The sequence below is a fragment of the Planococcus faecalis genome (assembly GCF_002009235.1).
Classification (GTDB): Bacteria; Bacillota; Bacilli; order Bacillales_A; family Planococcaceae; genus Planococcus; species Planococcus kocurii.
Map to the genome: position 1 here is coordinate 3,466,630 of NZ_CP019401.1, position 22,948 is coordinate 3,489,577.

Genomic DNA, 22,948 nt, shown 5'->3' on the forward strand with positions numbered 1-22,948 from the left:
AGTTTAAAACCTGCATAGAAGCTCCTATGCAGGTTTTCTATTTTACAATGCTGAATTATCCACAAGCTCTAATTCAAATTCCATCAGTTCTCCGTTGCGATAAGCGCTAACTTTCAATAAATCTCCGATTTTCTTTTCATTATACAAATGCTGACGCAGCTCAATGATATCTACTATGGCAACTCCGTCCATCTCCACAATGACATCAAACTGTTCCATGCCGGCAGCTTCTGCTGCAGAGCCTTCTACTACAGAATTCACCACAACGCCCTCTGTGACGTCTACAGGAAGCTTTAATGTCTCTTGACGATAGACTTGAGGCACTTGAGCTAAATCAAGCAACGTAACACCCATTGATGGCCGAATCATCTCGCCTTTCTCTTCGAGCGAATTAATAACCGGTATCGCTGAATTGATTGGAATGGAAAAGCCGATTCCTTCTACTGATGATGTTGCGATTTTCATTGAATTGATGCCGATCAACTGTCCAGCCAAATTAACCAACGCACCGCCGCTATTCCCCGGATTGATTGCAGCGTCTGTTTGAAGTACTTCTGCCTGCCAGTCTTCTTGACCATCACCGTTCAAATCCACTGGAACCGCACGATCTTTTCCTGAAACGACACCTGTTGTCACCGATCCTGAAAAATCGAGTCCTAATGGATTACCAATCGCGATAACCGCCTCGCCTTGTTTCAACGCATCCGAATCTCCAAATTGAGCAACCGCCTGTACCTTCGCTCCATCCATTTCCAGAACAGCAAGGTCCGTCCAAATATCGCTACCCACTACTGTCGCCTCGACTTTTGAACCGTCTGACAAAGTGACTTCTACTCCCGTCGCACCATCGATTACATGATGGTTCGTCACAACATATGCTTTGCCGTTATCATTTTTATAAATGACACCAGAGCCTGTTCCAACAGCTTGCTCTTGTTGAGGTGCTTGAGACCAAAAATCTCCAGCCGATTGCAAATTGGTAACGCCCACTACCGCATCCGCTGCTATCTCAACCGCTTCTGTCACATCAGTCGTAATATCAACCGAAACCGCTTCTGAACGCCCTTCCGCTTCCTGCTGAACAATCTGTGTCTCACTACTACTATCCGGTCTCAATTCCGGCATCGAATAAAACAATAACCATACCAACAATGCACCTACTACCACTCCGCCTAAACCTGCAGCAAACGCACCTAAACGACTAGGTCTCTGCCTACCGTTCGGTGTTTGATTGTAATAACCCACCGCACTCATCCTTCCTTTATCTTCTCTATCTATTTACCCCGTTTGAACCATTTATAAGACCTTTATCATTTTAGTTTAAAAATTTCACGTGACCAAAGCAAGTCGGAAAACTTGGTTCCTCCCTACTCATCGTTTATAGAACATCCTCTAGCTGCTTGGAGTGTAAGCGCTCGACTCCTGCGGGAATAGTGCTAGCCGGAGCCACTGGACTGAGCAAAGCGAGGGAAGCGGCAGAGGCTGCACCCGCGGAAAGCAAGCGCTGGAACGGAAAGCTTGCTTACAAATTTCAATGTACAACAAAAAAAGCCATTCGAAAGTCACTTTCATGACCTTTGAACAGCTCTTCTCTTATACAACAATCAACTTAGTCGGTATATTGGCATCGGTATCAAACAAATTCACGTATTCGCCCGTAATAATCCCTTTCGACTGCAAAGTTTGTTCAACACTCATACGCGCCAAATCCTTCATATTATTATCCTTACTCAAATGCGAAAGATAAATACGCGTCGGTTTTTCAGCAAGTACTTCGCTCATCGCGACCGCTGCATCTTCATTGGACACATGACCGACATCGCTTAAAATTCGACGCTTAATCGACCATGGATAACGCCCCATCTGCAACATTCCAACATCGTGATTGCTTTCAAACACATACGAATCCGACGCTTGAATCACACCTTTCATCCGGTCGCTGACATAACCTGTGTCTGTAATCAGCGACAGCTTCCGACCGTTTGCATGAAAGACATAAAACATGGGATCTGCCGCATCGTGCGACACCGCGAACGATTCAATGTCCATCGAACCAAAAGTTTTTATCGTATCCATATCAAAATGGAAGCGCTGCTCTACTGGAACCGCTCCGATTAACCCGTCCATCGCAGTCCACGTTTTCGCATTGGCATAAATCGGCACTTTGTGTTTACGTGCCACAATGCCGAGTCCTTTAATATGATCACTGTGTTCATGTGTCACCAATATTCCATCTAAATCGCTCATTTTTTTACCGATTGCAGCAAACAACTCTTCCATCTTACGACCGCTGAGTCCCGCATCGACTAAAAAAGAATGTTCGCCGTTTTCGATGTAAGTAGCATTGCCGGTTGAACCGCTGGCTAATACACTGAATTGCATAGCAAAAATCTCCCTACTCTATTTCTTCTTGTTTGTTCAATTCGATCACGCCATCTTTTACAGCATTTACGAAATAATCCTCTCGACTACCATCTTTGAGTTCTGCTTCAACATGCCAAGTCGGCACAAACATTTGCCGATTTTTTGATACTTGTACATGTACGGAATAGCCAAGTTCTGTTTTAACGATTTTCAATCCAGGCTTCAACTTGTTTTTTTGATACAGCGTATGAATAGCTGTTACAGCTGTTACTAATTCTTTGGATTCCTGATTTTCGATAACATCTGTGAACATCGTTTGATCGTAGCGGACGATATCCCCTTGGTCGTTCCAATAAACCGTTACTTTTCCACTCTCACTAAAATAAAGAATTTCACCACCAAAGGTTTGGAAAAAAACGGCTCTGTTTTGTTCTTTATCAATTTCCCACAATTCATAAGAAGTGCCTTCGTAAACAGTTTGTTCCATGAATGCATTCAAGGCTTCTACGCTCTCTGCTTCTCCAGTTGGAGAAACCGCTTTTTCAAAGGACACCTGCAGCTGTTTTCCATCTTGAATATTAACTTGAACGTTGTCTTTGGGTGCATCTTTAGAAGTGAAGATTTTCGTCTCACCGCGAATATAAGGCATGCCTTCCAAGTTTTCAGGAAGATTTGAATACGTAATTTTATCTGCAGCTAATTTTTCATCCACTGATGATTCCGAAAGGACTTCTACATTTTTTGCCTCTGTATAGCGATTTAAATACAGCGAATACAAAAAGACATTCAAAATAGAAAAGACAATAATAAAAATGGTTTTGGTTTTATTCCAATCCAAGTTCGCGTCCTCCCGTCAATTCATTCGTCAGCTCTGTCCAACTACCATTCGCTTTAAAATACCATGCGGGCTCAAAAACAGCTACAGTGACGACAGAATCTCCTTCTCTTCTTGTTAATGTATAGGCAAGTGTAATATCGGTTATAGTGGCTAGTTCTTTTTTATCCCCTTGGCTTAAAGCTTTCAGCACTTCTTCTCCCGACATTAACACTCTGGGCTCTTTTTCTGCTTCAGTTTCTAACTGATAGGTCGGGCGAACATAACTATAAACTTGTTCTTCGCCTTCATCTATCCCCCACTTAATATCCAAATCAGTCGTTGTGGAAGTGCTAAAGACCGGTAAATCGCCTACGTATAATTGATACTTAATTTGCTGATTTACTGAATTCATTCCTGCGAATAAATACTTATCCGTCCAACCACCATGCGCATTAACGTAGCTGAGAGAATCGAATAACAAGTCAGAGGGAATAGCTGGATCAGATGTTTCAGCTTTTGGCTGGATATAGCTAATACTTTTAGTCGTTAAATTTTCTCTCATCAATGCTCCAGAATCGTCTGTATACTCTTGTGTCATTAAGTCCGCAGATAATCCAAGTGAAGGACTGTCGAGCAAAGCTTCAGCAAATTTTGCATTCGGCGTTTCCTCTAGTACATAATCCACACTTTCTTTCTCAACTTGGCCTTTTTGTACATAAATCGGCAAAGTGCCAATTGTTTCATCTGTTACGTAAGTTTCGTAGTTGGCAGCTTGATCTCCAATTTCTGTTTGAAATTGATCCAGGTCTTCTGGACGAATATCTGCTTTGTAGATTCTTCCAGACAACGTATTGATAAAGTACAAGGTCGGTTGACCGTTCGCCAGTGTTTCCCATTCGATGATAAGCCTGTCAAACGAAGATTCTGGAATTGTTGCATCCACGATATTGTTAATCGAATCAAATACAGGGAGTGGAACCAATCCTGGATAGTAAAGAACTGTTCGCTTAGAACTATGCATATAAGACGTTAACGTTGCAGGAGGTGCTTCTTCTTGTACGAGTCTTATATTCTTTATTTCCCATTGTTGCAATGAATCGACCAGCACTTCGATATTGGTTTGGTCGACTGTTCCAGTCACTAACTCCTCATCATGAAACAGCAGTTTTACCGGACGAACAATTTCTTCAATATTCTTAGTTTCTGCTATCGGTGTTTCTACTGTCGTCGATGGTTCAATGGTTTTGTGCGTTGGAGTGAAAGTCCAGATCGTAAAGGTCAATGCCAGACTAAGTAGAATCAGCAAAAATAAGGCAACTGACTTAATTAGCTCTACATATTTCAATCCCACTCACCTCCATCATCCATCTCGAATGGCAGCGTAAAGAATATATTGGTCCCTTTTCCGAACTTGCTCTCTGCCCAGATGACACCACCGTGCGCATTAATCATTTCTTTAGAAATGGCCAACCCTAAGCCGGTTCCGCCCATTTCGCGAGATCTCGCGCGGTCGACACGGTAAAAACGATCAAAAATCCGATCGACATTTTCTTTCGGAATCCCCATGCCTTGATCACTAATTTGAATCAACAAAGATCCTTCTTCTACAGTCATATCAAAACGGACTTTGCCACCTTTTGGAGAGTATTTCAAGGCGTTGGAAATAATATTATCGATTACTTGCGTTAATTTATCGGGATCAATTTCGACAAAATACTGCTCTTTTGGTAAATGACGTTCAAAATCCACTTTGTGTGATTTCGACATTTCAAAACGATCAATAATACGATTGAAAAAGACATTAAATTCAACCATTTCCTTGCTCAATTCCGTCTCACTAGAATCCATTTTCGATAATTTCAACAAATCATTAACAAGTCGAATCATTCGTTCTGTTTCTGTTTGAGTGACATTTAAAAAGTTTGGTGCCAAGTCTGGATCTTGCCACGCACCGTCCGCTAAGGCTTCTAAATAACTGCGCATCGTCGTTAATGGCGTCCGCAATTCATGTGATACGTTGGCGACAAATTCGCGGCGTTCCATATCAATTTTTTCTTGCTCCGTATTGTCATGCAATACAGCAATTAATCCATTAACAAAACCTGTTTCCTTTTGGATAACAGAGAATGTTGTCCGAAGCAAAGTGCTTTGATCATAAGAACTAAAATCGAGCGTTATAGCTTCTTTCATATCTATCAAATCTTCAAAAGTATATTCTTCATCGAGACCTAGTATGCTTGTTACAGGGCGATTTATCACCGTTTCACGTGAAACATTAAGCAATTGCAATGCCGGATCATTAATTAAAATAATTCGACCTCGTCGATCAGTTGATAATACACCGTCTGTCATATTCGAAAGAACCGAAGCCAATTTACGTCGTTCACTTTCAGTAGACTGTTGGGATTCCTGCAGCCTATTTGTTAAATGGTTAAAAGCACGAGCAAGCTGGCCAATTTCGTCATCGCTATAAACCCTAACTTTGCGTGAAAAATTCCCTTTTGCCATAGCCTGCGCCTGTCTACGCATGTCGGCAATTGGTCGCGAAATCGTTTGGGCAACTAGAATACCTAAAATTGCCGTAATTACTAGCGATATGGCCGTACCAACAGCGAGTATCGAGTTAATATCGTCCATTTGGTCATATACATTTTCAATTTCTGCCACGACGTATAAAGTTCCGAGGAACTCTCCACCGGCGGCAACAATTGGCAAGGTACGGACCCAAATACGCTCTTCACTGTCAGGATCAACATATGTCTGCTCAAGTCCGATTTCTCCGATAATGGATTGCCGCACTAAATCATTTGTTGAACGTTGACCGATCAGCGCTTGGTTTTCGATTACCGAAGACGCCAGAATACTGTACCGCGTGTTAACAACACGGATTTCACTAATATCATCCGATTTAAAACCATATAATACCGTCCGCAAAGTTTGCTCGAGCGTCAAGCTTTCTTCTGTACGTTCTTTAATCATTTCTTCCCGCACACTAAATTCGATAATTTCCATACGATCTTCAATTGAATTTTCAAAATTACCTTTTAGCGTTTCTTCAAGCTGTTGAGCGAAGTACAGTCCTATGATCTGCATCGCTAGTAAAATCAGCAGAATATAAATCAAAACAAATTTCACATGTATCGATTTCAAAAAATTAAATTTTGACATTTAACTACTCCTGTTCAGGATTTCGTAAATAATACCCTACGCCACGTCTTGTCACGATCCATGCAGGATGGCTTGGATTGTCCTCGATTTTTTCGCGTAAACGACGCACTGTAACGTCTACTGTCCGGACATCTCCAAAATAATCGTAGCCCCACACAGTTTGCAACAAATGCTCACGTGTCATAACTTGTCCAATATGCTTGCCAAGATAGTGAAGCAACTCAAATTCACGGTGAGTCAGTTCGATCGTCTCGTCACGCTTTAAGACTAGATACGCATCTGGCTGAATCGTCAAAGAACCAACTTGAATATCATTTGAATTGGGTCCTTCTTCTTCAGCTGGTGCAATGTTTTGACGACGTAAATTCGCTTTGACACGGGCAATCAATTCACGTGTTGAAAATGGCTTTGTAACATAATCATCGGCACCTAGTTCTAAGCCCAAAACTTTATCGATTTCTGAGTCTTTTGCCGTTAACATAATGATGGGAAAATCAAATTTCTTACGAATCTCACGGCATACTTCCATGCCGTCACGGTTTGGTAACATGATATCCAGCAACATTAAATCCGGCTGAATTTCTTCTGCAATTTTGATCGCTTCGTCCCCGTCATATGCACATACGACGTTAAAACCTTCTTTTTTTAAGTTGAATTGCAAAATATCTGCAATTGGTTTCTCATCGTCTACAACTAGAATTGTTTTACTCATCATTTTTCTCCCCTTTTTCTTTCAACTTGACACCCTTTTTCTTACCGTTGCACATTCTTTACTACCCTATACTTTATCATTGTTCAGACTAATCCGCATCTATCTGTAGCTAAACACCGTGCCCATTCAACTGCCCAAAAATTAATTGTCTCTCTCAAAACATCAAAAAGCAGCCGCTCATAGGCGACTGCTTGGTAAAAACGATATAAGTTGAGTCAAGGGTAAAAATTGAAAAGCTCGTTAGAAGAAAACACGAAAAGCATTTATCTGCAGCAATTTAATAACATTATCTCCAAACACTTGTCACAATGTTTGTTTGGTTACGGTCAGGACCGACAGAGAAAATCGAAATTTGAACGCCTGTCAATTGTGCAATGCGCTCCAAATAATGACGTGCATTATCAGGAAGCTCGTCTAACGATTTGCAGCTCGTTACGTCTTCCGACCAACCTGGAAGTTCTTCATAAACAGGCTCACATTCAGCAAGCATACGCAAGTTTGCTGGATATTCTGTAATTAGCTCTCCGTTATGACGATAAGCTGTACAAATTTTCACGGTTTCAAGACCTGTTAATACATCGATTGAGTTAACTGTTAGATCTGTCAAACCACTAACACGTCTTGCATGGCGGACAACTACACTATCAAACCAACCAATGCGGCGTGGACGTCCAGTTGTAGTTCCGTATTCTTTACCAACTTCGCGGATTTGTTGACCCACTTCGTCAAACAATTCCGTTGGGAACGGGCCGTCTCCGACACGTGAAGTATAAGCTTTACAAACTCCAATAACATGCTGAATTGTTGTGGGACCAACGCCTGCACCGATTGTCACTCCGCCCGCTACAGGGTTCGAAGATGTCACATACGGATAAGTTCCTTGGTCGATGTCGAGCATCACACCTTGAGCGCCTTCAAACAATACACGGCGACCATCGTCGATTGCATCGTTCAACACTTTTGATGTATCTGTTACGTATTTAGCGATTTCTTGACCATATGCATAATATTCTTCCATAATTTCTTCTACAGTAAAACCTTCTGTTTCATAGAATTTCTCAAACAGACGGTTTTTCTCTTTTAAGTTCATGCGCAGTTTTTCCTCGAACACAACGTGATCCAATAAATCCGCCATGCGAATTCCGACACGTGCTGCTTTGTCCATATAAGCAGGGCCGATGCCTTTGCCCGTTGTTCCGATTTTATTTGCTCCGCGGCGTGCTTCTTCCACTTCATCTTGCTTGATGTGGTATGGCAATAAAACGTGTGCGCGGTTAGAAATACGCAAGTTCTCCGTTGTTACGCCACGGTCATGAAGACCTTTTAACTCTTTCACAAGTGCTTTCGGATCTACGACCATACCGTTACCGATTACAGATGTCTTATCTTTATAGAAAATCCCTGAAGGAATCAAATGCAGTTTGTACGTTTCTCCACCAAAAATAATGGTATGTCCAGCGTTGTTTCCGCCTTGGTAACGTGCAATTACTTCTGCATGTTCAGATAGAAAATCTGTGATTTTCCCTTTTCCTTCGTCTCCCCATTGCGTTCCTACTACTACGACTGATGTCATAATCCGCACCTCCGTTAGGCATATGCCCTATCTCAAACAGTTTTTATTGTACCAATTAAACAGGAAATCGTCAATACGCAACAGAAGAAAACACGAACATATAAATGTGTTACCACATTTAATGTTCGTGTTTAAAAGTCTCCACCTGATTCATGTTGACTCCAATCGATGGTAACGAATTTATTATATTCTTTCACAAATGCCAGTTTTACCGTACCCGTTGGACCATTACGTTGTTTGGCGATGATGATTTCGATCATGTTCTGATCTTCGGTTTCTTTGTCATAATAATCTTCACGGTACAAGAAGGATACAATATCAGCATCCTGCTCAATACTTCCTGATTCACGTAAATCCGACATCATCGGCCGCTTGTCTTGCCTTTGCTCGACTCCACGAGATAACTGAGACAACGCAATAACCGGTACCTCTAACTCACGAGCTAAGCCTTTCAACGAACGGGAAATATCCGATACTTCTTGCTGACGGTTTTCTCCTGAACGTCCAGGTCCTTGAATTAGCTGAAGATAATCAATCATAATCATGCCAAGTCCATATTCCTGTTTGAGTCGACGACATTTGGCACGAATATCGTTCACTCGAATTCCGGGCGTATCATCGATGAAAATTCCAGCATTTGATAAACTCCCCATAGCCATTGTCAACTTGCGCCAATCTTCGTTTTGAAGTGCTCCTGTCCGTAATACCTGTGCATCGATATTACCTTCCGCACATAGCATACGCATGACGAGCTGTTCAGCACCCATCTCCAAACTGAAAATCGCGACGTTTTCGTCTGTTTTCGTTGCAACATTTTGTGCCACGTTCAAAGCGAAAGCAGTCTTACCAACAGAAGGCCGTGCAGCCACGATAATCAAGTCGTTTCGCTGAAATCCTGCTGTTACCTTATCAAGGTCACGGAAGCCTGTAGGGATCCCTGTAACGTCTCCTTTGCGGGTATGCAGCAACTCGATATTATCATAGGTCTTAACTAAAACGTCTTTGATGTGAATAAAATCGCCGGCATTCTTACGATTCGACACTTCCATCATTTTTTTTTCAGCTTCAGCAAGCAAGGCTTCTACTTCGTCTTCACGTGTAAACCCATCCTCTACAATCGTTGTCGCTACTCGAATGAGGCGGCGCAATATCGCTTTCTCTTCCACAATATGAGCGTAATGCGCAACGTTTGCTGCCGTTGGTACGGCGTTAGCGATTTCCGTTAAATAAGATAAACCGCCAACGTCCTCTAATTCTTTTTTGACAGAAAGCTCTTCTGTCACAGTCACAACATCAATTGCTTTTCCGTGATCCGCTAAATTCAGCATCGTCTGGAAAATCTTTTGATGGGCAATCCGGTAAAAATCTTCTGCCATGACGATTTCAGCAACCGTGATCAGAGAAGGTGGCTCTAAAAAGATGGCACCAATCACCGATTGCTCAGCTTCGTGGTTGTGCGGGGGGACACGATCTATCGTTTCGTTCATCGGTGTCTCACCTTACGCTTCTTCGGTAACGTGAACTCGAAGTGTAGCGGTCACATCCTGATGCAATTTTACAGGAATATTCGTATAGCCAAGCGCGCGAATGGCATCGTCTAATTCCATTTTACGTTTGTCTAATTTGATACCATTTTTCTTCTCAAGAGCTGTCGCTACTTGTTTCGTCGTAATTGATCCGAAAATACGTCCGCCTTCTCCAGATTTAGCAGTCAATTCGATTGTTAAGCTTTCTAGTTTTTCCTTCAACTGTTCTGCTTCTTGACGCTCTAGGTCAGCTTCTTTTTGCTCTTTTTTCTTTTGTCCATCCAATTTGCTAATGGTTGCTTGGTTTGCTTCAATCGCCCAATTGTTTTTCAATAAGAAGTTATGCGCATAACCATCCGCTACATTTTTAATTTCACCTTTTTTACCTTTACCTTTTACGTCTTTCAAAAATATCACTTTCATTCGTTTGTTCCTCCTTCAGTATCTTCTAAAATTACCACTTTTAATTGTTCAACGGCTTGTTCGATTGTGGTATTCGGCATTTGAGTGGCCGCATTGGTTAAATGACCACCCCCGCCGAGATTTTCCATAATAATTTGAACGTTGACTTCACCTAGTGACCGTGCACTGATGCCAATGCCACCTTCTGTACGCTCAGCGACCACAAAGGATGCATTAACATCTTTCATCGTCAGCAGGATATCTGCTGTTTGAGCAATCAGAACAGGACTGTAAACGCGATCAGACTCACCTCTTGCAATAGCAATGCCTTCACCGGCAAATTCTACTGTCTGAACGATTTTCGCACGTTCCACGTACGTTTCTAAATCTTCTTTTAGAATGCGTTGGACGAGCACCGTATCAGCTCCGTTCGAACGCAAGTAAGACGCAGCTTCGAATGTTCGAGCTCCTGTTCTCAATGTGAAGCTCTTCGTGTCTACTATAATACCAGCCAACATCGCTGTCGCTTCAAGCATTGATAACTTTTCATGCTTTGGCTGATATTCGATGAGTTCAGTCACCAATTCAGCTGTTGATGATGCATAGGGCTCCATATAAACAAGCATTGTATTGGTAATAAATTCTTCACCTCTTCGGTGATGGTCAATTAAAACAACGCGTTCCATCCGTTGCAGCACACGTTCATCGATGACCATCGATGGTTTATGCGTATCTACGACGACAAGTAGTGAATGCTCGGTCATATTTGCTAACGCTTCTTCAGGCGTGATAAACTGCGCAAACAGTTCAGGGTCTCCTTCAATGGCTTCCATCAACCTCATGACGCTACGATCGTATTCATCAAAATCAAGAATAATTCGTCCTTTGACTTTATTCATGGCCGCCATTTTTGCTACACCCACTGCAGCACCAATCGAATCCATATCCGGCATTTTATGGCCCATGATGAACACTTGATCACTTTCTTGAATCAAATCACGCAGCGCGTGCGAAATAACGCGCGCCCTGACACGTGTTCGTTTTTCAACCGGATTGGTCTTGCCACCATAAAATTTCACTTTTCCACTCGGATGTTTAATAGCGACTTGGTCTCCACCACGTCCGAGAACTAGGTCAAGTCCTGACTGAGCCAGTCCACCAAGCTCAACTAGCGACGCAGAACCAGCACCTACACCGATACTCAACGTCAGCGCTAAATTATCTTTAGATGTGACTTCACGGATATCATCCAAAATAGCGAATTTCGACAACTCCAGCTCTTTTAAAATCGATTCATTGAAAACAGCCATAAAACGCTCAGAGGAAATGCGTTTCACGAAAATGCCATGCTTTGCGCCCCATTGATTGACGAGCGACGTTACTAAACTACTTAAATTACTCCGCGTCTGGTCGTCCATTCCTTGTGCAAGTTCATCGTAATTATCAATGAATAAAATACCGATAACGGTACGATCCGCGTAATAAAGCGTCTCAATCTCTACCTGCTCCGTAATATCGAAAAGATAAAACAAGCGATCGTCCGCTTTATAATAGACACGGTATTTCCGATCTCCTAACGCGATCGTCATTTCTGTCGTTTCTTCAGATTTTACTAATGGATGAAAATCATCAGAAAGTGTATAAAGTGACTCTCCAATTAATGAATCGTACTTAAGGGTCGTAGTCATATAGGGATTTGCCCACTCAATATGATAATGTTCATTGACTAGCAAAATTCCGATTGGCATCTCGAGCAATGCTTCCTCGCCGACTTTCTTCATTCGGTAAGACAATGCTTCAATGTGTTTTTCAGTAGCCTCATAGACTCTTTTTTCTGTTACCCAAGTTATGGTAAAAACTAGCACAAAAAGCAGTATAAAGATGCCAGCTGCCCATTCCGACCAAAGTGAAATTAGAATGGATGCGGCCATACCAAGAACTAGCAAGGCGATAAGTGGATATCGAAGTTTTCTTTTTCTGAAAAAAGCCGACATTATTCTTCAGCTCCTTATTTTCCTTTAAACTCGTGCGCTCGCTTGACCCACCCACGGATATCAAATCCAAGGTCTACGATTCCGACAATACTCGTGAATGACTGCAATGGAAATGCCAACAATGTCACCAGTACGGTTACCCATTTCGGCCAATTTTCCTGATGGATGTAAAAATGATAAAAAGAGACACCTTGCAGGAATAATAGGAATTGGAGCAGCACGGATGCATTAATGAAAACCATATATGCCATTGTTCCGGGTTCAAAGTCCGATAATAATGACACCAGCAACACGATTAAATAATACCATAAAACAGATTTTGGTAATCGCATATTTCGAAAAGGTGGAAACTTAGGAGCTGTAATGCCAACACGTTTTAATATAGGCAACACAATTAATAGCAACACCCATACCGACATGAAAACACCCAATACCAATAACACAGGCACTAAAGTTTCGAACGACTGCTGCAATTGAACAACCAGTTCGTTGTATTCTTTTATCGAAGCTTCGGAAGCTCCTAAACTTTTCATCATTGAACCTGTCTGCTCATAAGATTCATCGAACATCACCATAAATTCTTCTAATACATTGATACCAAATAGTACAATCGAAGCCACATATTGAATCATCAATGATGCTAAAAGAACGATACTGGCACCCATGAACATGAATAATTTACTTTTCTTATAATAAATTGAAAGACCAATTGCTAAGCCGAGTGGCACATGAATTAACGCTAGTGGTACTGATAAAAGACCACCAATGATAAACGATAGCACCAGACAGACCGACGCAAAAAGAGCAGAAGCTTTCCACGGATACTTCGCGCTGTACCAAGCGACGGGCAATGCGAGAATTAACGTACTGACTATACTCAAAACGGGCACATATACCGAGATTGCTAGCAAGACTGTAAACACTGCTGCCATCATTGCCCCATTTGTAAGTTGTCGTGTTTGTTGATTTTGCATATGACTGTTTTTCCCCTTCTTTCGGGTAGATTTCATCCTTGTAATTGTACCATGATTCAAGAACCTGAACAAAACGAGCAGTACCATAGAAAGCCATAGCTACTTTGAATCCGATGAAGACACTAAAACACTCTTCTACGACTAATGCTGTCTATTTCAGCACACAAAAAAAAGACCGGTTTCCCGGTCTTTTCAGAATCATAATTATCTTTCTTCCGCAACAAACGGTAGAAGTGCCATGATACGTGAGCGTTTAATAGCGATTGTCAACTTACGTTGCCATTTAGCGCTAGTGCCTGTAACACGACGTGGCAAGATTTTCCCTCTTTCAGAAATGAATTTCTTCAAAAGATCAGTATCTTTATAGTCAATGTGCGTGATGTTGTTGGAAGTAAAGTAACAAACCTTTTTCCGTTTTTTTCCTCCGCGACGTGGTGCCATATCGAATTACCTCCTTTACTTAATAGTTAATCGTCAGTTCCAGTCCATCTTAGAACGGTAAATCGTCATCCGATACTTCGATCGGACCGCTACCGCTTGAGAATGGATCTTCATCTACACGAGTATGGTTTTGCTGACTTGGGCTCGGTGATTGGTTCTGTTGATAGGAAGGCTGCTGCCCTTGTGAACGATCCGTATTAGCGCTTTTCGGTTCAAGGAATTGAACACTGTCCGCTACTACTTCTGTTGTATAGACGCGTTTCCCGTCTTGTCCCTCGTAGCTACCAGTCTGGATGCGGCCTTCAACACCAGCCAAGCTTCCTTTTTTCAGGAAGTTCGCTGTATTTTCAGCTTGTTTGCGCCAAACAGTACAATTAATGAAATCCGTTTCGCGTTCACCTTGAGCGTTGGAGAAAGTCCGATTTACAGCAAGTGTAAAACGAGCAACTGCCGCGCCGCTTGGTGTGTAACGAAGGTCTGGATCTTTTGTCAGTCTTCCGACTAAAACAACTCGGTTAATCATCAGAATTCAACCTCCTTCAAGTCAAAAAAATTTCAGTGCCAGTATCCTGTTTACGCGTCTTTGCGTACAGCGATATGACGAATAATGTCTTCGTTAATGTTCGCAAGACGTGTGTATTCGTTGATAGCTTCAGAACCAGAATTGATTTTAACGATCTGGTAGAAACCTTCACGCAAATCGTTGATTTCATAAGCTAAACGACGTTTACCCCACTCTTTCGACTCGATGATTTCAGCGCCGTTAGAAGTAAGGATGTCGTTAAAACGCTCAACTAGAGCTTTTTTCGCTTCCTCTTCAATTGCAGGCTGAATGATATACATTAATTCATATTCTCTCATCGTGTTGTCACCTCCTCATGGACTTGGGCCCTGCTGTATCCAGCGGGCAAGGAGCAAGCAATTCATAAATATTACTCACATCACAGTATTGTATCATAATAACCAAGCTCCCGCAAGCATGTTTTTCACTTTCAAATCAGCTATACTTTTCTGCATAGACTGTTAAAGGATGTGAAACGATGTCCCCTAGCCATATTATCGAATTGAAAATGGACGAGATCGCGCCAAAAGCACTTGGGTTCAATGTAATCTTGTTGTTTGCATTTGCAGCTGCTTATCATTTCTTCAATGAATCTTTATCGTTTCGTTTTTCATTGACTGCCATTTTGTTATTTCTACTCGGCTATGTGGTTTTAATTGTCGTGCATGAGCTTTTTCATTTGATTGGTTTTGTACTGTTTGGAAAAGTTCCAATTTCTTCGTTGAATTATGGTGTCAATTTGAAACTGGGTATTGCTTACGCTACTACGACTAAACCCGTTCAAAACCATGCCATGAAGAAAGCATTACTGTTTCCTTTTTGGACGACTGCTTTTCTTCCTACGGTGATAGGATTTTTGTTTGATAGCCAGGTTCTCGTTTTATTAGGCGCTATGCTTACTGCAGGAGCTTTTGGCGACTTTATCATGTATCGTGAATTGCGCAAAGAAAAAAGCGCGGCATGGGTCGTTGATGACCCTTCACTGCCGCGCCTCCATATTTACAATCAGTATCCAAAAAACGACAGCACCGATTAATCGGTGCTTTTCTTTTCTTATCTAACCAGATGAGTAACTTCCCATTTCCCAGTCAAAATTTGTTTTTTTACTAACTTTTCGTCTTTTGCTATATAAACAATTGTTTCGAAAGATTTGTTGCCCGCCTCTACTTCAATCGTTACCTTATCGTATAAATCTGTTTCAGGATTTCCAGAATAATCCTCAAGATAGTCTAAAGCTGGCCATAAAACGTCCGGGATGTCGTAAATCTCCCCTTCAATTTGACCAGCACCCGATAACACCATTGCCGGATAACCCATTCCCGTGTCGTACAAAGTTCCTTTTGTTACCGCTTGTTCCTCCACCAATTCAGCTTCTTCCAAATAACAATGATACTTCCCGCCGCGCTTAAGCGTTCCGTATGCAAATAACAACATTTCCTATTCCTCCATACAAAAACCGGATGCGGCAAGGCACCCGGTTGCTTTTTTAGTTTTGTCGTGCTTTGAAACTATATGCTTCGGTAGATAATGATCATTTCAGCTTTTGGACTTATCTAGCTGTGGTGGCCAGATTCTCGGGTCATAAGTCAATCCAGCTACGTGGCAAAAAGCGCCACTTTGCTGATTCGCCTTATGCCTGTCGAATCTTAACGGCCATCCTCGCTTTTAGTCTTATCCAGCTGTGGTGACCAGATTCTCGGGTCATAAGTCAACCCAGCTACGTGGCAAAAAGCGCCACTTTGCTGATTCGCCTTATGCCTGTCGAATCTTAACGGCCATCCTCGCTTTTAGACGTTAAATCTAAATAGCATGACGTCGCCGTCTTTGACGATGTATTCTTTGCCTTCTTGACGTACTTTCCCTGCTTCTTTTGCTGCTGCCATTGATCCGATTTCGACCAAGTCATCATAGGCAACTGTTTCGGCACGGATAAATCCGCGTTCGAAGTCAGAGTGAATAACGCCGGCACATTGTGGAGCTTTCATGCCTTTTTTGAATGTCCATGCACGCACTTCTTGAACGCCCGCGGTAAAATAAGTTGCTAATCCGAGCAAGCTGTATGAAGCTTTGACCAATTGGTCCAACCCAGACTCTTTAATGCCCAACTCTTCAAGGAACATTTCTTTTTCCTCGTCTTCAAGTTCAGCCATTTCTTCTTCGATTTTCGCACAAATAACGATGACGTCTGCATTGTCTTTTGCAGCAAAATCACGAACTTGTTGAACGTATTCGTTACTGTCAGCATCTGCAATTTCATCTTCTGAAACGTTTGCCACATAAAGCATCGGTTTGATTGTCAATAAATTCAAACCTTTTGCAATTAACAGCTCATCATCCGTAAATTCGATTGAACGTGCCAATTGGCCATTTTCAAAAGCTTCACGTAATTTCATCAGGACTGGCTCTTCTGCAACAGCGTCTTTGTCTTTTTGTTTTACTAACTTCGCTGCGCGGGCAATGCGTTTTTCGATGCTTTCCATATCTGCCAAGATCAATTCCAAGTTAATCACTTCAATATCAGAAATCGGGTCTACTTTTCCGGTTACGTGCGTGATGTTATCATCAGCAAAACAACGTACCACTTGGCAAATTGCATCTACTTCACGGATATGAGACAAGAATTTATTTCCTAATCCCTCACCTTTACTAGCACCTTCTACAATTCCTGCAATATCAGTAAATTCAAAAGCCGTGGGTACAGTTTTTTTCGGATCTACTAATTCCGTCAATTTGTTAAGACGCTCATCTGGAACTTCAACAATCCCAACGTTTGGATCTATTGTACAGAACGGGTAGTTTGCCGCTTCGGCACCCGCTTTAGTTATTGCATTAAATAATGTGGATTTCCCCACGTTTGGTAATCCTACAATCCCTGCAGTTAATGCCATAGGATGCACAACCTTTCCTCTATATAAAACGAATTATTTTTTACACAACCATTTCATTATAAGAACGAAACCTGGAATTGTCCATTTTTCATTCTGTTTCGGACTTAATTAGAATCTTTTTCATCTTTTTATTAAACTCCATACGCGGCAACATGACGCTATGTTGACACCCCTCACACTTAATGCGAACATCCGCTCCCATGCGAATAATTTTCCAGGCATTGGCTCCACAAGGATGGCCTTTTTTCATTTCAACTATATCGTTCAGCCCAAACTCCTTCATTTCCATGAGTCTGCCTCCCTTTTACGTTTTAGCATTTCTTGCTGTGGTCACTTCTTCTGGAGATCGCTGCATCATTACCATACGCGGATAAGGAATTTCAACTCCACGTTGGTCCAAAAAGTCCTTCAAATCGCGACGCATTCCTCTCGCGACAGCAAAATGCTGCATTGGTAAAGTTTCTGCTGTAATTCGCATAACAATTTCAGTTGTCGTTAAATTTTGAACACCTAATAGCTCCGCTGGCTTAATAATCTGTTCATAACGATCTTGCAAACCATTCAAAAATTCCATTATGAGCTTTTCAACGCGCGTAATATCCGATTCATAAGAAATGTTGACATCAACCACTGCGATAGAATTGTGAATTGAGAAGTTTACAACGTCCGTTATGTTGCCATTCGGGAAGATAAACAGTTCACCTGTCCATGCTTTTACTTTGGTCGTACGTAACCCGATTTCTTCCACGGTTCCTTCGGCAGCACCGATTCGAACATAATCACCTACAGAAAATTGATCTTCAAAAATAATAAAGAAACCGGTAATCACATCTCGTACTAAGTTCTGAGCACCAAATCCGACTGCTAAACCTAACACACCAGCACCTGCAATCAAACCGGTAATATCAATCGTGAAAGTTGACAAAATGGAAACTGCCGCTATGAAATACACGACATACGCCACGACGTTTGATAATAATTTTGATAAAGTTTGCTGTCTTCGCTCGTTATAAAGTAGCGGACCTTTAATACGTACAGAAAAAGTTTTTCGAATCAATACACGTAATACTTTCACCAGTACAACCGCAGCTACAGTAATCAACACGACTTTTAATAAAACAATGATTAGACCTATCCACATTGCTTCGTCCGCGAGAACATTAAAAATTCGTTGTATCATTTTCTCAACGCTCACTCTTTCACCTTCCCACACTTACATCAAATTAAATTTATAAATAATTGTAACGACCACTCCAACAACAACTATACCTGGCAATAAATTCGCTACTCTAATTTTTGTTACACCCATCATATTCAGACCAATTGCAACGATCATTACTCCACCTGTTGCACTCATTTCCAATATGAACATATCGAGTGCTACATCAGGAATTGCTAAGCTAATTTGAGTTGCAAACAAGGCGATTAATCCTTGATAAACAAATACTGGAATCGCTGCAAGCATAACACCAAAGCCAAGTGTAGAAGCTAAAACGATGGAAGTAAATCCATCAATTATTCCTTTTGAAATTAATACGCCATGCTCATTACTCAAGCCACTTTCCATTGCTCCGATGATTCCCATTGCTCCAATTACAAATATTAAAGTAGCTGTTACAAATCCTTGAGCAAGGCTGCCATTACTTTCTTTAGCTCCAAGCATGCGTTCAATCCAATGACCAAAATCGTTCAATTTACCTTCTAAGTTTGCCCATTCTCCAATAACTGCGCCCAACACTAAACTAATAATAACAATTATAAAGTTTTGACTTCCCAATCCCATTTGTAGACCAAGCACAATTACTGCTAAGCCAATAACATACATGACCGTCTCTTTCATGTTGTCAGAAATATTGCGAAGAGCTCTTCCAAGAATGGTTCCCACTACAATTAAAACAGCGTTTATTAACGTCCCTAAGAGAACCACTACATTTCTCCTCCTCTACAAGTTTCCTCGTCTACTGCAAGACAATCTTCTCCCTCTTTTCAACGTTCGATTTGGTTTCTCACTTATCAAAAACAGAACCTATTCCCTTTCTAAGGAATAGGCACTTGTCAGCTTAACAATTCCAAAATTCGCTCCAGGTCATCTTCAGAGAAAAATTCAATTTCTATTTTTCCTTTATTCTTATTTTTTTTAATCTGGACTTTTGTGCCAAAACGATCTCTTAGTTCAGATTGTTTTTCTTCTATAAAAATATCTCTCTTTTTTTCAATTGTTTCACGTGGAACATCTTCATTTAAACGCTGCACCAAATTCTCTAGCTGACGAACGTTCAAGTTTTCTTTAACCACTTTTGTGGCTGTTTCTAAAATGATTTTTTTGTTTCTCAAGCCAAGAAGTGTACGCCCATGCCCCATTGACAATTCCTTGTCAGAGATAAGTTTACGTACCGTATCAGGCAACGCTAAAAGCCGAATATGATTGGCAATATGCGGACGACTTTTACCTAAGCGAAAAGCAAGTTGTTCTTGCGTTAAGTTTAATGCTTCCATTAGTTTCTGGTAAGCTTCTGCTTCTTCAATTGGCGTTAAATCTTCTCGTTGAAGGTTTTCCAATATAGCAAGTTCCATCATTTGTTGGTCCGTCAACTCTTTAACAATCGCCGGAACTTTTTTCAACTTAATCAATTTTGCTGCCCGGAAACGACGTTCACCAACAACCAGTTCATATTTTTCTCCCACTCTTCTTACAACAATCGGCTGCAAAATTCCATGTTCTTTAATAGATTCTGCCAACTCTTCCAAAGCTGCTTGATCGAAAATTTTTCGTGGTTGATACGGATTTGCTTGAATTTCACTCGTATGAAGTTGATTTACTTTGTCTGCATCATTGCTTGCCTCTCCTGGAAACAACGCATTGATGCCTTTCCCTAAACCTTTAGCCATTATCAATCACTTCCTTCGCCAATTCTAAATACACTTCTGCGCCTCTGGATTTTGGATCATAGATAATAATTGGCTCTCCATGGCTCGGTGCTTCACTCAATCTTACGTTTCTAGGAATAATTGTTTTATAAACTTTATCTTGGAAGTATTTTTTCACTTCATCAATTACTTGCATCCCTAGGTTTGTTCGTGCATCGTACATGGTCAATAAGACACCATCAATCATTAAATCGTGATTTAAATGTTTTTGCACTAAGCGAATTGTGCTCAATAATTGGCTCAACCCTTCTAATGCATAGTATTCACACTGTACCGGAATAATAATTGCATCCGATGCTGTTAAAGAGTTTAAAGTTAGTAATCCCAATGAAGGTGGACAATCAATGATTATGTAATCGTACATATCTTTGACTTCTTCCAGTGCATTTTTCAAGCGAGCTTCTCTTGAAATGGTAGAAACTAATTCAATTTCAGCTCCAGCAAGAGAAATTGTCGCCGGAACTACATGTAGATTCTCCACTTTTGTTTCCATTATTGTGCTTTTCACATCTATATCGTCAATTAACACTTCGTAAATGCATTTATCCACGTCGCCTTTGTTGACTCCTACCCCACTGGTCGCATTTCCTTGAGGATCTACATCTATTAAAAGAACTTTTTTGCCCAAATATGCAAGGCAGGCACTTAAATTTACTGAAGACGTTGTTTTTCCTACGCCGCCCTTTTGATTGGCGATCGCAATAGTTCTACCCACACTTGCACCAACTTTCTCTATTACTTTCTTTATTTTACTGCGGAATCTTTGTTTTAGCTATTTTATTACTTATAAAGCACAGCATTTTCAAGGAATAATTATAGACAAAAATCATAACTTTGACTTATACTAGCTTCCATTTTTCTATTGTATCAAAATTTTTCAACAATACGACGATGGAGCCATTAAAAAAACTCTTTCCATACAGGAAAGAGCTTCTCATGATTTTTTTTTCGGAATTTTTACTGTGATTTGATAATATTCTTCGTATTCTTCTTCTTCTGTTGTTAAATCAATGCCGCTTTTAGTAACCATACTCAGTGATTCTTTAATCGTGTTCATTGCAATTCGCATATCTCTGCTAATTGCTTTTCTTCGGGCCTTTGGTTTTTTTGGCTCATTTGAAAGCAACTTACTTACTTTTATCTCTAATTGCTTTACATTTAAACTTTCTTCAATCGTTTCATCAAATAGCTTTTTTTGCTGCTCTGCGTCTTTTACCTGTAACAATGCTCTGGCATGTCGTTCTGTTAGTAATCGCTTTAACAATGCCGCTTGAATTTCTTCAGGCAACTTTAGTAACCGTAGCTTGTTGGCAACTGTCGACTGCCCTTTACCTAGACGCTGCGCCAAAGCTTCCTGCGTAATTTCTTGTATATCAAGTAAATTACGATAAGCATGTGCCTCTTCTATCGAGGTAAGCTCTTCACGCTGAAGATTTTCAATCAAAGCTATAGACGCAGTTTCTTTGTCACTCAAATTCCGGATGATGGCTGGCACTTCTGTCCATTCGAGTGATTTCATTGCACGAAAACGACGTTCTCCTGCAATGATTTCATACTCTCCTTCAACTTCAGACTTCCTAACTACGATTGGTTGAATCACTCCATGAACATGAATTGTCCGTGCAAGTTCTTCAATTTTTTCTTGATCAAAAATTGTTCTTGGCTGAAATTTATTTGCATGTATTTTGTCGAGCGGTAATTTGAGTACTTCTTCTGAAGACTTGTGTTCTACCGCTTCTTTTTTTGCTGTCTCATTTACTTTATCGCCGCCTCCGAAGAAACGTGAAAAAGGACTTTTCACCTTCAAGCACCACCTTTTACAAGCTCACTTAGCTGTTAAATCTTGATCACTGTTATTTTTAAATGTTTCACGTGGAACATTAAGAGATAGGTGATTTGTTTGGAATTCCAGCTTTTCGCGGATATTTCTTTGGTGTGTCTTTGAACTTTTTAAAGACTTGAATGTACCGTTCGCTTTCCTCTATAGGCAACAAGAAAGAGTGAACAGCTTCTAGTTTTACGCCAAGTTTCTGCAATGCTTTTTCCGCATCTTCCAATTCATCTGCCGCTGAAGCAGCTTTCATTGCTGCAAAAACTCCGCCCTTTTTAACTAAAGGCACACATAACTCGGCTAACACTGACAAACGAGCTACAGCACGAGCCGTTACGACATCGTATTTTTCACGGTGGATAGACTGTCCGAAATCTTCTGCTCTTGAATGAATAAATTGTACTTTGGTCAATTCAAGCTCTTTACTTAAATGCTCTAAAAACTGAATTCGTTTATTTAAAGAATCAACGATTGTAATTTCGATATGTGGAAAACAAATTTTTAATGGGATACTGGGAAATCCGGCTCCGGCACCCACGTCACAAATTTTCATTGATTTTGTGAAATCTAAATAAAATGCTGCTGTAATCGAATCGTAAAAATGCTTTAAATAGACAGCGGGTTGTTCGGTTATGGCTGTAAGATTCATTTTTTCGTTCCATTCGACCAATTCCTTATGATAAATACGAAATTGCTCTAGTTGTTGTTCAGTCAAGAAGATTCCTTTTTCACTGAGAGCATCTTTAAACTGTTGTTCGTTCAAACTGA

24 protein-coding genes are annotated in these 22,948 nt (G+C 40.9%); 1 reads left to right on the plus strand and 23 read right to left on the minus strand.

Features of this window, described 5'->3' with window-relative positions; all coding sequences use genetic code 11:
* Positions 1-42: 42 nt before the first annotated feature.
* From AJGP001_RS17160 to rpsF, 14 genes are all read right to left on the minus strand, one after another.
* Positions 43-1,245: a S1C family serine protease gene (locus tag AJGP001_RS17160; protein ID WP_071152971.1), complete on the minus strand. Its 1,203-nt coding sequence runs from the start codon at positions 1,243-1,245 to the stop codon at positions 43-45.
* 348 nt (positions 1,246-1,593) lie between these two features.
* The gene (locus AJGP001_RS17165; RefSeq protein ID WP_058383875.1) at positions 1,594-2,382 is read right to left on the minus strand and encodes an MBL fold metallo-hydrolase; all 789 of its coding nucleotides are present in this window, start codon (positions 2,380-2,382) and stop codon (positions 1,594-1,596) included.
* Positions 2,383-2,395: 13 nt separating this feature from the next.
* Entirely contained in the window at positions 2,396-3,202 is an 807-nt protein-coding gene (locus AJGP001_RS17170) for a two-component system regulatory protein YycI (protein ID WP_058383874.1), read from the minus strand.
* Positions 3,189-4,532 (minus strand): YycH family regulatory protein, encoded by a 1,344-nt coding sequence (locus tag AJGP001_RS17175; protein ID WP_237150096.1) that lies wholly within the window; start codon positions 4,530-4,532, stop codon positions 3,189-3,191. The genes AJGP001_RS17170 and AJGP001_RS17175 overlap by 14 nt, the downstream gene beginning before the upstream one ends.
* Positions 4,523-6,349 (minus strand): cell wall metabolism sensor histidine kinase WalK, encoded by a 1,827-nt coding sequence (walK, locus tag AJGP001_RS17180; protein WP_058383872.1) that lies wholly within the window; start codon positions 6,347-6,349, stop codon positions 4,523-4,525. The genes AJGP001_RS17175 and walK overlap by 10 nt, the downstream gene beginning before the upstream one ends.
* A 4-nt stretch (positions 6,350-6,353) precedes the next feature.
* Entirely contained in the window at positions 6,354-7,061 is a 708-nt protein-coding gene (gene yycF / locus AJGP001_RS17185; RefSeq protein ID WP_058383871.1) for a response regulator YycF, read from the minus strand.
* A gap of 286 nt (positions 7,062-7,347) precedes the next feature.
* On the minus strand, positions 7,348-8,634 hold the full coding sequence (locus tag AJGP001_RS17190; RefSeq protein ID WP_058383870.1) for an adenylosuccinate synthase: 1,287 nt from the start codon (positions 8,632-8,634) through the stop codon (positions 7,348-7,350).
* Between the two features lie 131 nt (positions 8,635-8,765).
* A complete protein-coding gene (gene dnaB, locus AJGP001_RS17195; RefSeq protein ID WP_049693565.1) occupies positions 8,766-10,121 on the minus strand; it encodes a replicative DNA helicase in 1,356 nt (451 codons plus the stop codon).
* Between the two features lie 12 nt (positions 10,122-10,133).
* Positions 10,134-10,583, minus strand: coding sequence for a 50S ribosomal protein L9 (rplI, locus tag AJGP001_RS17200; RefSeq protein ID WP_058383869.1), 450 nt, complete (start codon positions 10,581-10,583; stop codon positions 10,134-10,136).
* Entirely contained in the window at positions 10,580-12,556 is a 1,977-nt protein-coding gene (locus AJGP001_RS17205) for a DHH family phosphoesterase (RefSeq protein WP_071152946.1), read from the minus strand. Before AJGP001_RS17205 ends, rplI begins: the two co-directional genes overlap by 4 nt.
* A gap of 14 nt (positions 12,557-12,570) precedes the next feature.
* Positions 12,571-13,530, minus strand: coding sequence for a YybS family protein (locus AJGP001_RS17210; protein WP_071152947.1), 960 nt, complete (start codon positions 13,528-13,530; stop codon positions 12,571-12,573).
* A gap of 204 nt (positions 13,531-13,734) precedes the next feature.
* A complete protein-coding gene (gene rpsR, locus AJGP001_RS17215; protein ID WP_006830564.1) occupies positions 13,735-13,971 on the minus strand; it encodes a 30S ribosomal protein S18 in 237 nt (78 codons plus the stop codon).
* A 49-nt stretch (positions 13,972-14,020) separates the two neighbouring features.
* Complete coding sequence (gene ssb / locus AJGP001_RS17220; RefSeq protein ID WP_008497641.1) at positions 14,021-14,494, minus strand: single-stranded DNA-binding protein; 474 nt, start codon at positions 14,492-14,494, stop codon at positions 14,021-14,023.
* A 50-nt stretch (positions 14,495-14,544) separates the two neighbouring features.
* Positions 14,545-14,832, minus strand: coding sequence for a 30S ribosomal protein S6 (gene rpsF, locus AJGP001_RS17225; RefSeq protein WP_058383866.1), 288 nt, complete (start codon positions 14,830-14,832; stop codon positions 14,545-14,547).
* Between the two features lie 179 nt (positions 14,833-15,011).
* On the opposite strand from rpsF, the gene AJGP001_RS17230 reads away from it, so the two are divergent.
* Positions 15,012-15,569: a DUF3267 domain-containing protein gene (locus tag AJGP001_RS17230; RefSeq protein WP_071152948.1), complete on the plus strand. Its 558-nt coding sequence runs from the start codon at positions 15,012-15,014 to the stop codon at positions 15,567-15,569.
* 17 nt (positions 15,570-15,586) lie between these two features.
* On the opposite strand, the gene AJGP001_RS17235 is transcribed toward AJGP001_RS17230, so the two are convergent.
* From AJGP001_RS17235 to rsmG, 9 genes are all read right to left on the minus strand, one after another.
* Positions 15,587-15,967: a gamma-glutamylcyclotransferase family protein gene (locus tag AJGP001_RS17235; RefSeq protein WP_058383864.1), complete on the minus strand. Its 381-nt coding sequence runs from the start codon at positions 15,965-15,967 to the stop codon at positions 15,587-15,589.
* Positions 15,968-16,320: 353 nt separating this feature from the next.
* Positions 16,321-17,421 carry a redox-regulated ATPase YchF gene (ychF, locus tag AJGP001_RS17240; RefSeq protein ID WP_058386809.1) on the minus strand — a complete coding sequence of 367 codons (1,101 nt, stop codon included), beginning with the start codon at positions 17,419-17,421 and terminating at the stop codon, positions 16,321-16,323.
* Positions 17,422-17,509: 88 nt separating this feature from the next.
* On the minus strand, positions 17,510-17,710 hold the full coding sequence (locus AJGP001_RS17245) for a DUF951 domain-containing protein (protein ID WP_058383863.1): 201 nt from the start codon (positions 17,708-17,710) through the stop codon (positions 17,510-17,512).
* Between the two features lie 15 nt (positions 17,711-17,725).
* Entirely contained in the window at positions 17,726-18,616 is an 891-nt protein-coding gene (locus AJGP001_RS17250) for a mechanosensitive ion channel family protein (protein WP_078080805.1), read from the minus strand.
* Positions 18,617-18,634: 18 nt separating this feature from the next.
* Complete coding sequence (locus tag AJGP001_RS17255; RefSeq protein ID WP_058383862.1) at positions 18,635-19,348, minus strand: DUF554 domain-containing protein; 714 nt, start codon at positions 19,346-19,348, stop codon at positions 18,635-18,637.
* A 128-nt stretch (positions 19,349-19,476) separates the two neighbouring features.
* Positions 19,477-20,310, minus strand: a complete 834-nt coding sequence (locus AJGP001_RS17260) for a ParB/RepB/Spo0J family partition protein (RefSeq protein ID WP_071152949.1) — start codon at positions 20,308-20,310, stop codon at positions 19,477-19,479.
* A complete protein-coding gene (locus tag AJGP001_RS17265) occupies positions 20,303-21,064 on the minus strand; it encodes a ParA family protein (protein WP_058383860.1) in 762 nt (253 codons plus the stop codon). The genes AJGP001_RS17260 and AJGP001_RS17265 overlap by 8 nt, the downstream gene beginning before the upstream one ends.
* Before the next feature lie 219 nt (positions 21,065-21,283).
* Positions 21,284-22,150: a nucleoid occlusion protein gene (gene noc, locus AJGP001_RS17270; RefSeq protein WP_071152950.1), complete on the minus strand. Its 867-nt coding sequence runs from the start codon at positions 22,148-22,150 to the stop codon at positions 21,284-21,286.
* A gap of 79 nt (positions 22,151-22,229) precedes the next feature.
* A complete protein-coding gene (rsmG, locus tag AJGP001_RS17275; protein ID WP_071152951.1) occupies positions 22,230-22,943 on the minus strand; it encodes a 16S rRNA (guanine(527)-N(7))-methyltransferase RsmG in 714 nt (237 codons plus the stop codon).
* Between the last annotated feature and the right edge of the window lie 5 nt (positions 22,944-22,948).

What these genes read in the sequence shown, in the direction of transcription:
- AJGP001_RS17165 (WP_058383875.1), bottom strand. Translation starts at nt 2,382, where the DNA reads ATGCAATTCAGTGTATTAGCCAGCGGTTCAACCGGCAATGCTACTTAC.
- walK (WP_058383872.1), bottom strand. Translation starts at nt 6,349, where the DNA reads ATGTCAAAATTTAATTTTTTGAAATCGATACATGTGAAATTTGTTTTG.
- yycF (WP_058383871.1), bottom strand. Translation starts at nt 7,061, where the DNA reads ATGAGTAAAACAATTCTAGTTGTAGACGATGAGAAACCAATTGCAGAT.
- AJGP001_RS17190 (WP_058383870.1), bottom strand. Translation starts at nt 8,634, where the DNA reads ATGACATCAGTCGTAGTAGTAGGAACGCAATGGGGAGACGAAGGAAAA.
- dnaB (WP_049693565.1), bottom strand. Translation starts at nt 10,121, where the DNA reads ATGAACGAAACGATAGATCGTGTCCCCCCGCACAACCACGAAGCTGAG.
- rplI (WP_058383869.1), bottom strand. Translation starts at nt 10,583, where the DNA reads ATGAAAGTGATATTTTTGAAAGACGTAAAAGGTAAAGGTAAAAAAGGT.
- AJGP001_RS17205 (WP_071152946.1), bottom strand. Translation starts at nt 12,556, where the DNA reads ATGTCGGCTTTTTTCAGAAAAAGAAAACTTCGATATCCACTTATCGCC.
- AJGP001_RS17210 (WP_071152947.1), bottom strand. Translation starts at nt 13,530, where the DNA reads ATGCAAAATCAACAAACACGACAACTTACAAATGGGGCAATGATGGCA.
- rpsR (WP_006830564.1), bottom strand. Translation starts at nt 13,971, where the DNA reads ATGGCACCACGTCGCGGAGGAAAAAAACGGAAAAAGGTTTGTTACTTT.
- ssb (WP_008497641.1), bottom strand. Translation starts at nt 14,494, where the DNA reads ATGATTAACCGAGTTGTTTTAGTCGGAAGACTGACAAAAGATCCAGAC.
- rpsF (WP_058383866.1), bottom strand. Translation starts at nt 14,832, where the DNA reads ATGAGAGAATATGAATTAATGTATATCATTCAGCCTGCAATTGAAGAG.
- AJGP001_RS17230 (WP_071152948.1), top strand. Translation starts at nt 15,012, where the DNA reads ATGTCCCCTAGCCATATTATCGAATTGAAAATGGACGAGATCGCGCCA.
- AJGP001_RS17235 (WP_058383864.1), bottom strand. Translation starts at nt 15,967, where the DNA reads ATGTTGTTATTTGCATACGGAACGCTTAAGCGCGGCGGGAAGTATCAT.
- ychF (WP_058386809.1), bottom strand. Translation starts at nt 17,421, where the DNA reads ATGGCATTAACTGCAGGGATTGTAGGATTACCAAACGTGGGGAAATCC.
- AJGP001_RS17245 (WP_058383863.1), bottom strand. Translation starts at nt 17,710, where the DNA reads ATGGAAATGAAGGAGTTTGGGCTGAACGATATAGTTGAAATGAAAAAA.
- AJGP001_RS17260 (WP_071152949.1), bottom strand. Translation starts at nt 20,310, where the DNA reads ATGGCTAAAGGTTTAGGGAAAGGCATCAATGCGTTGTTTCCAGGAGAG.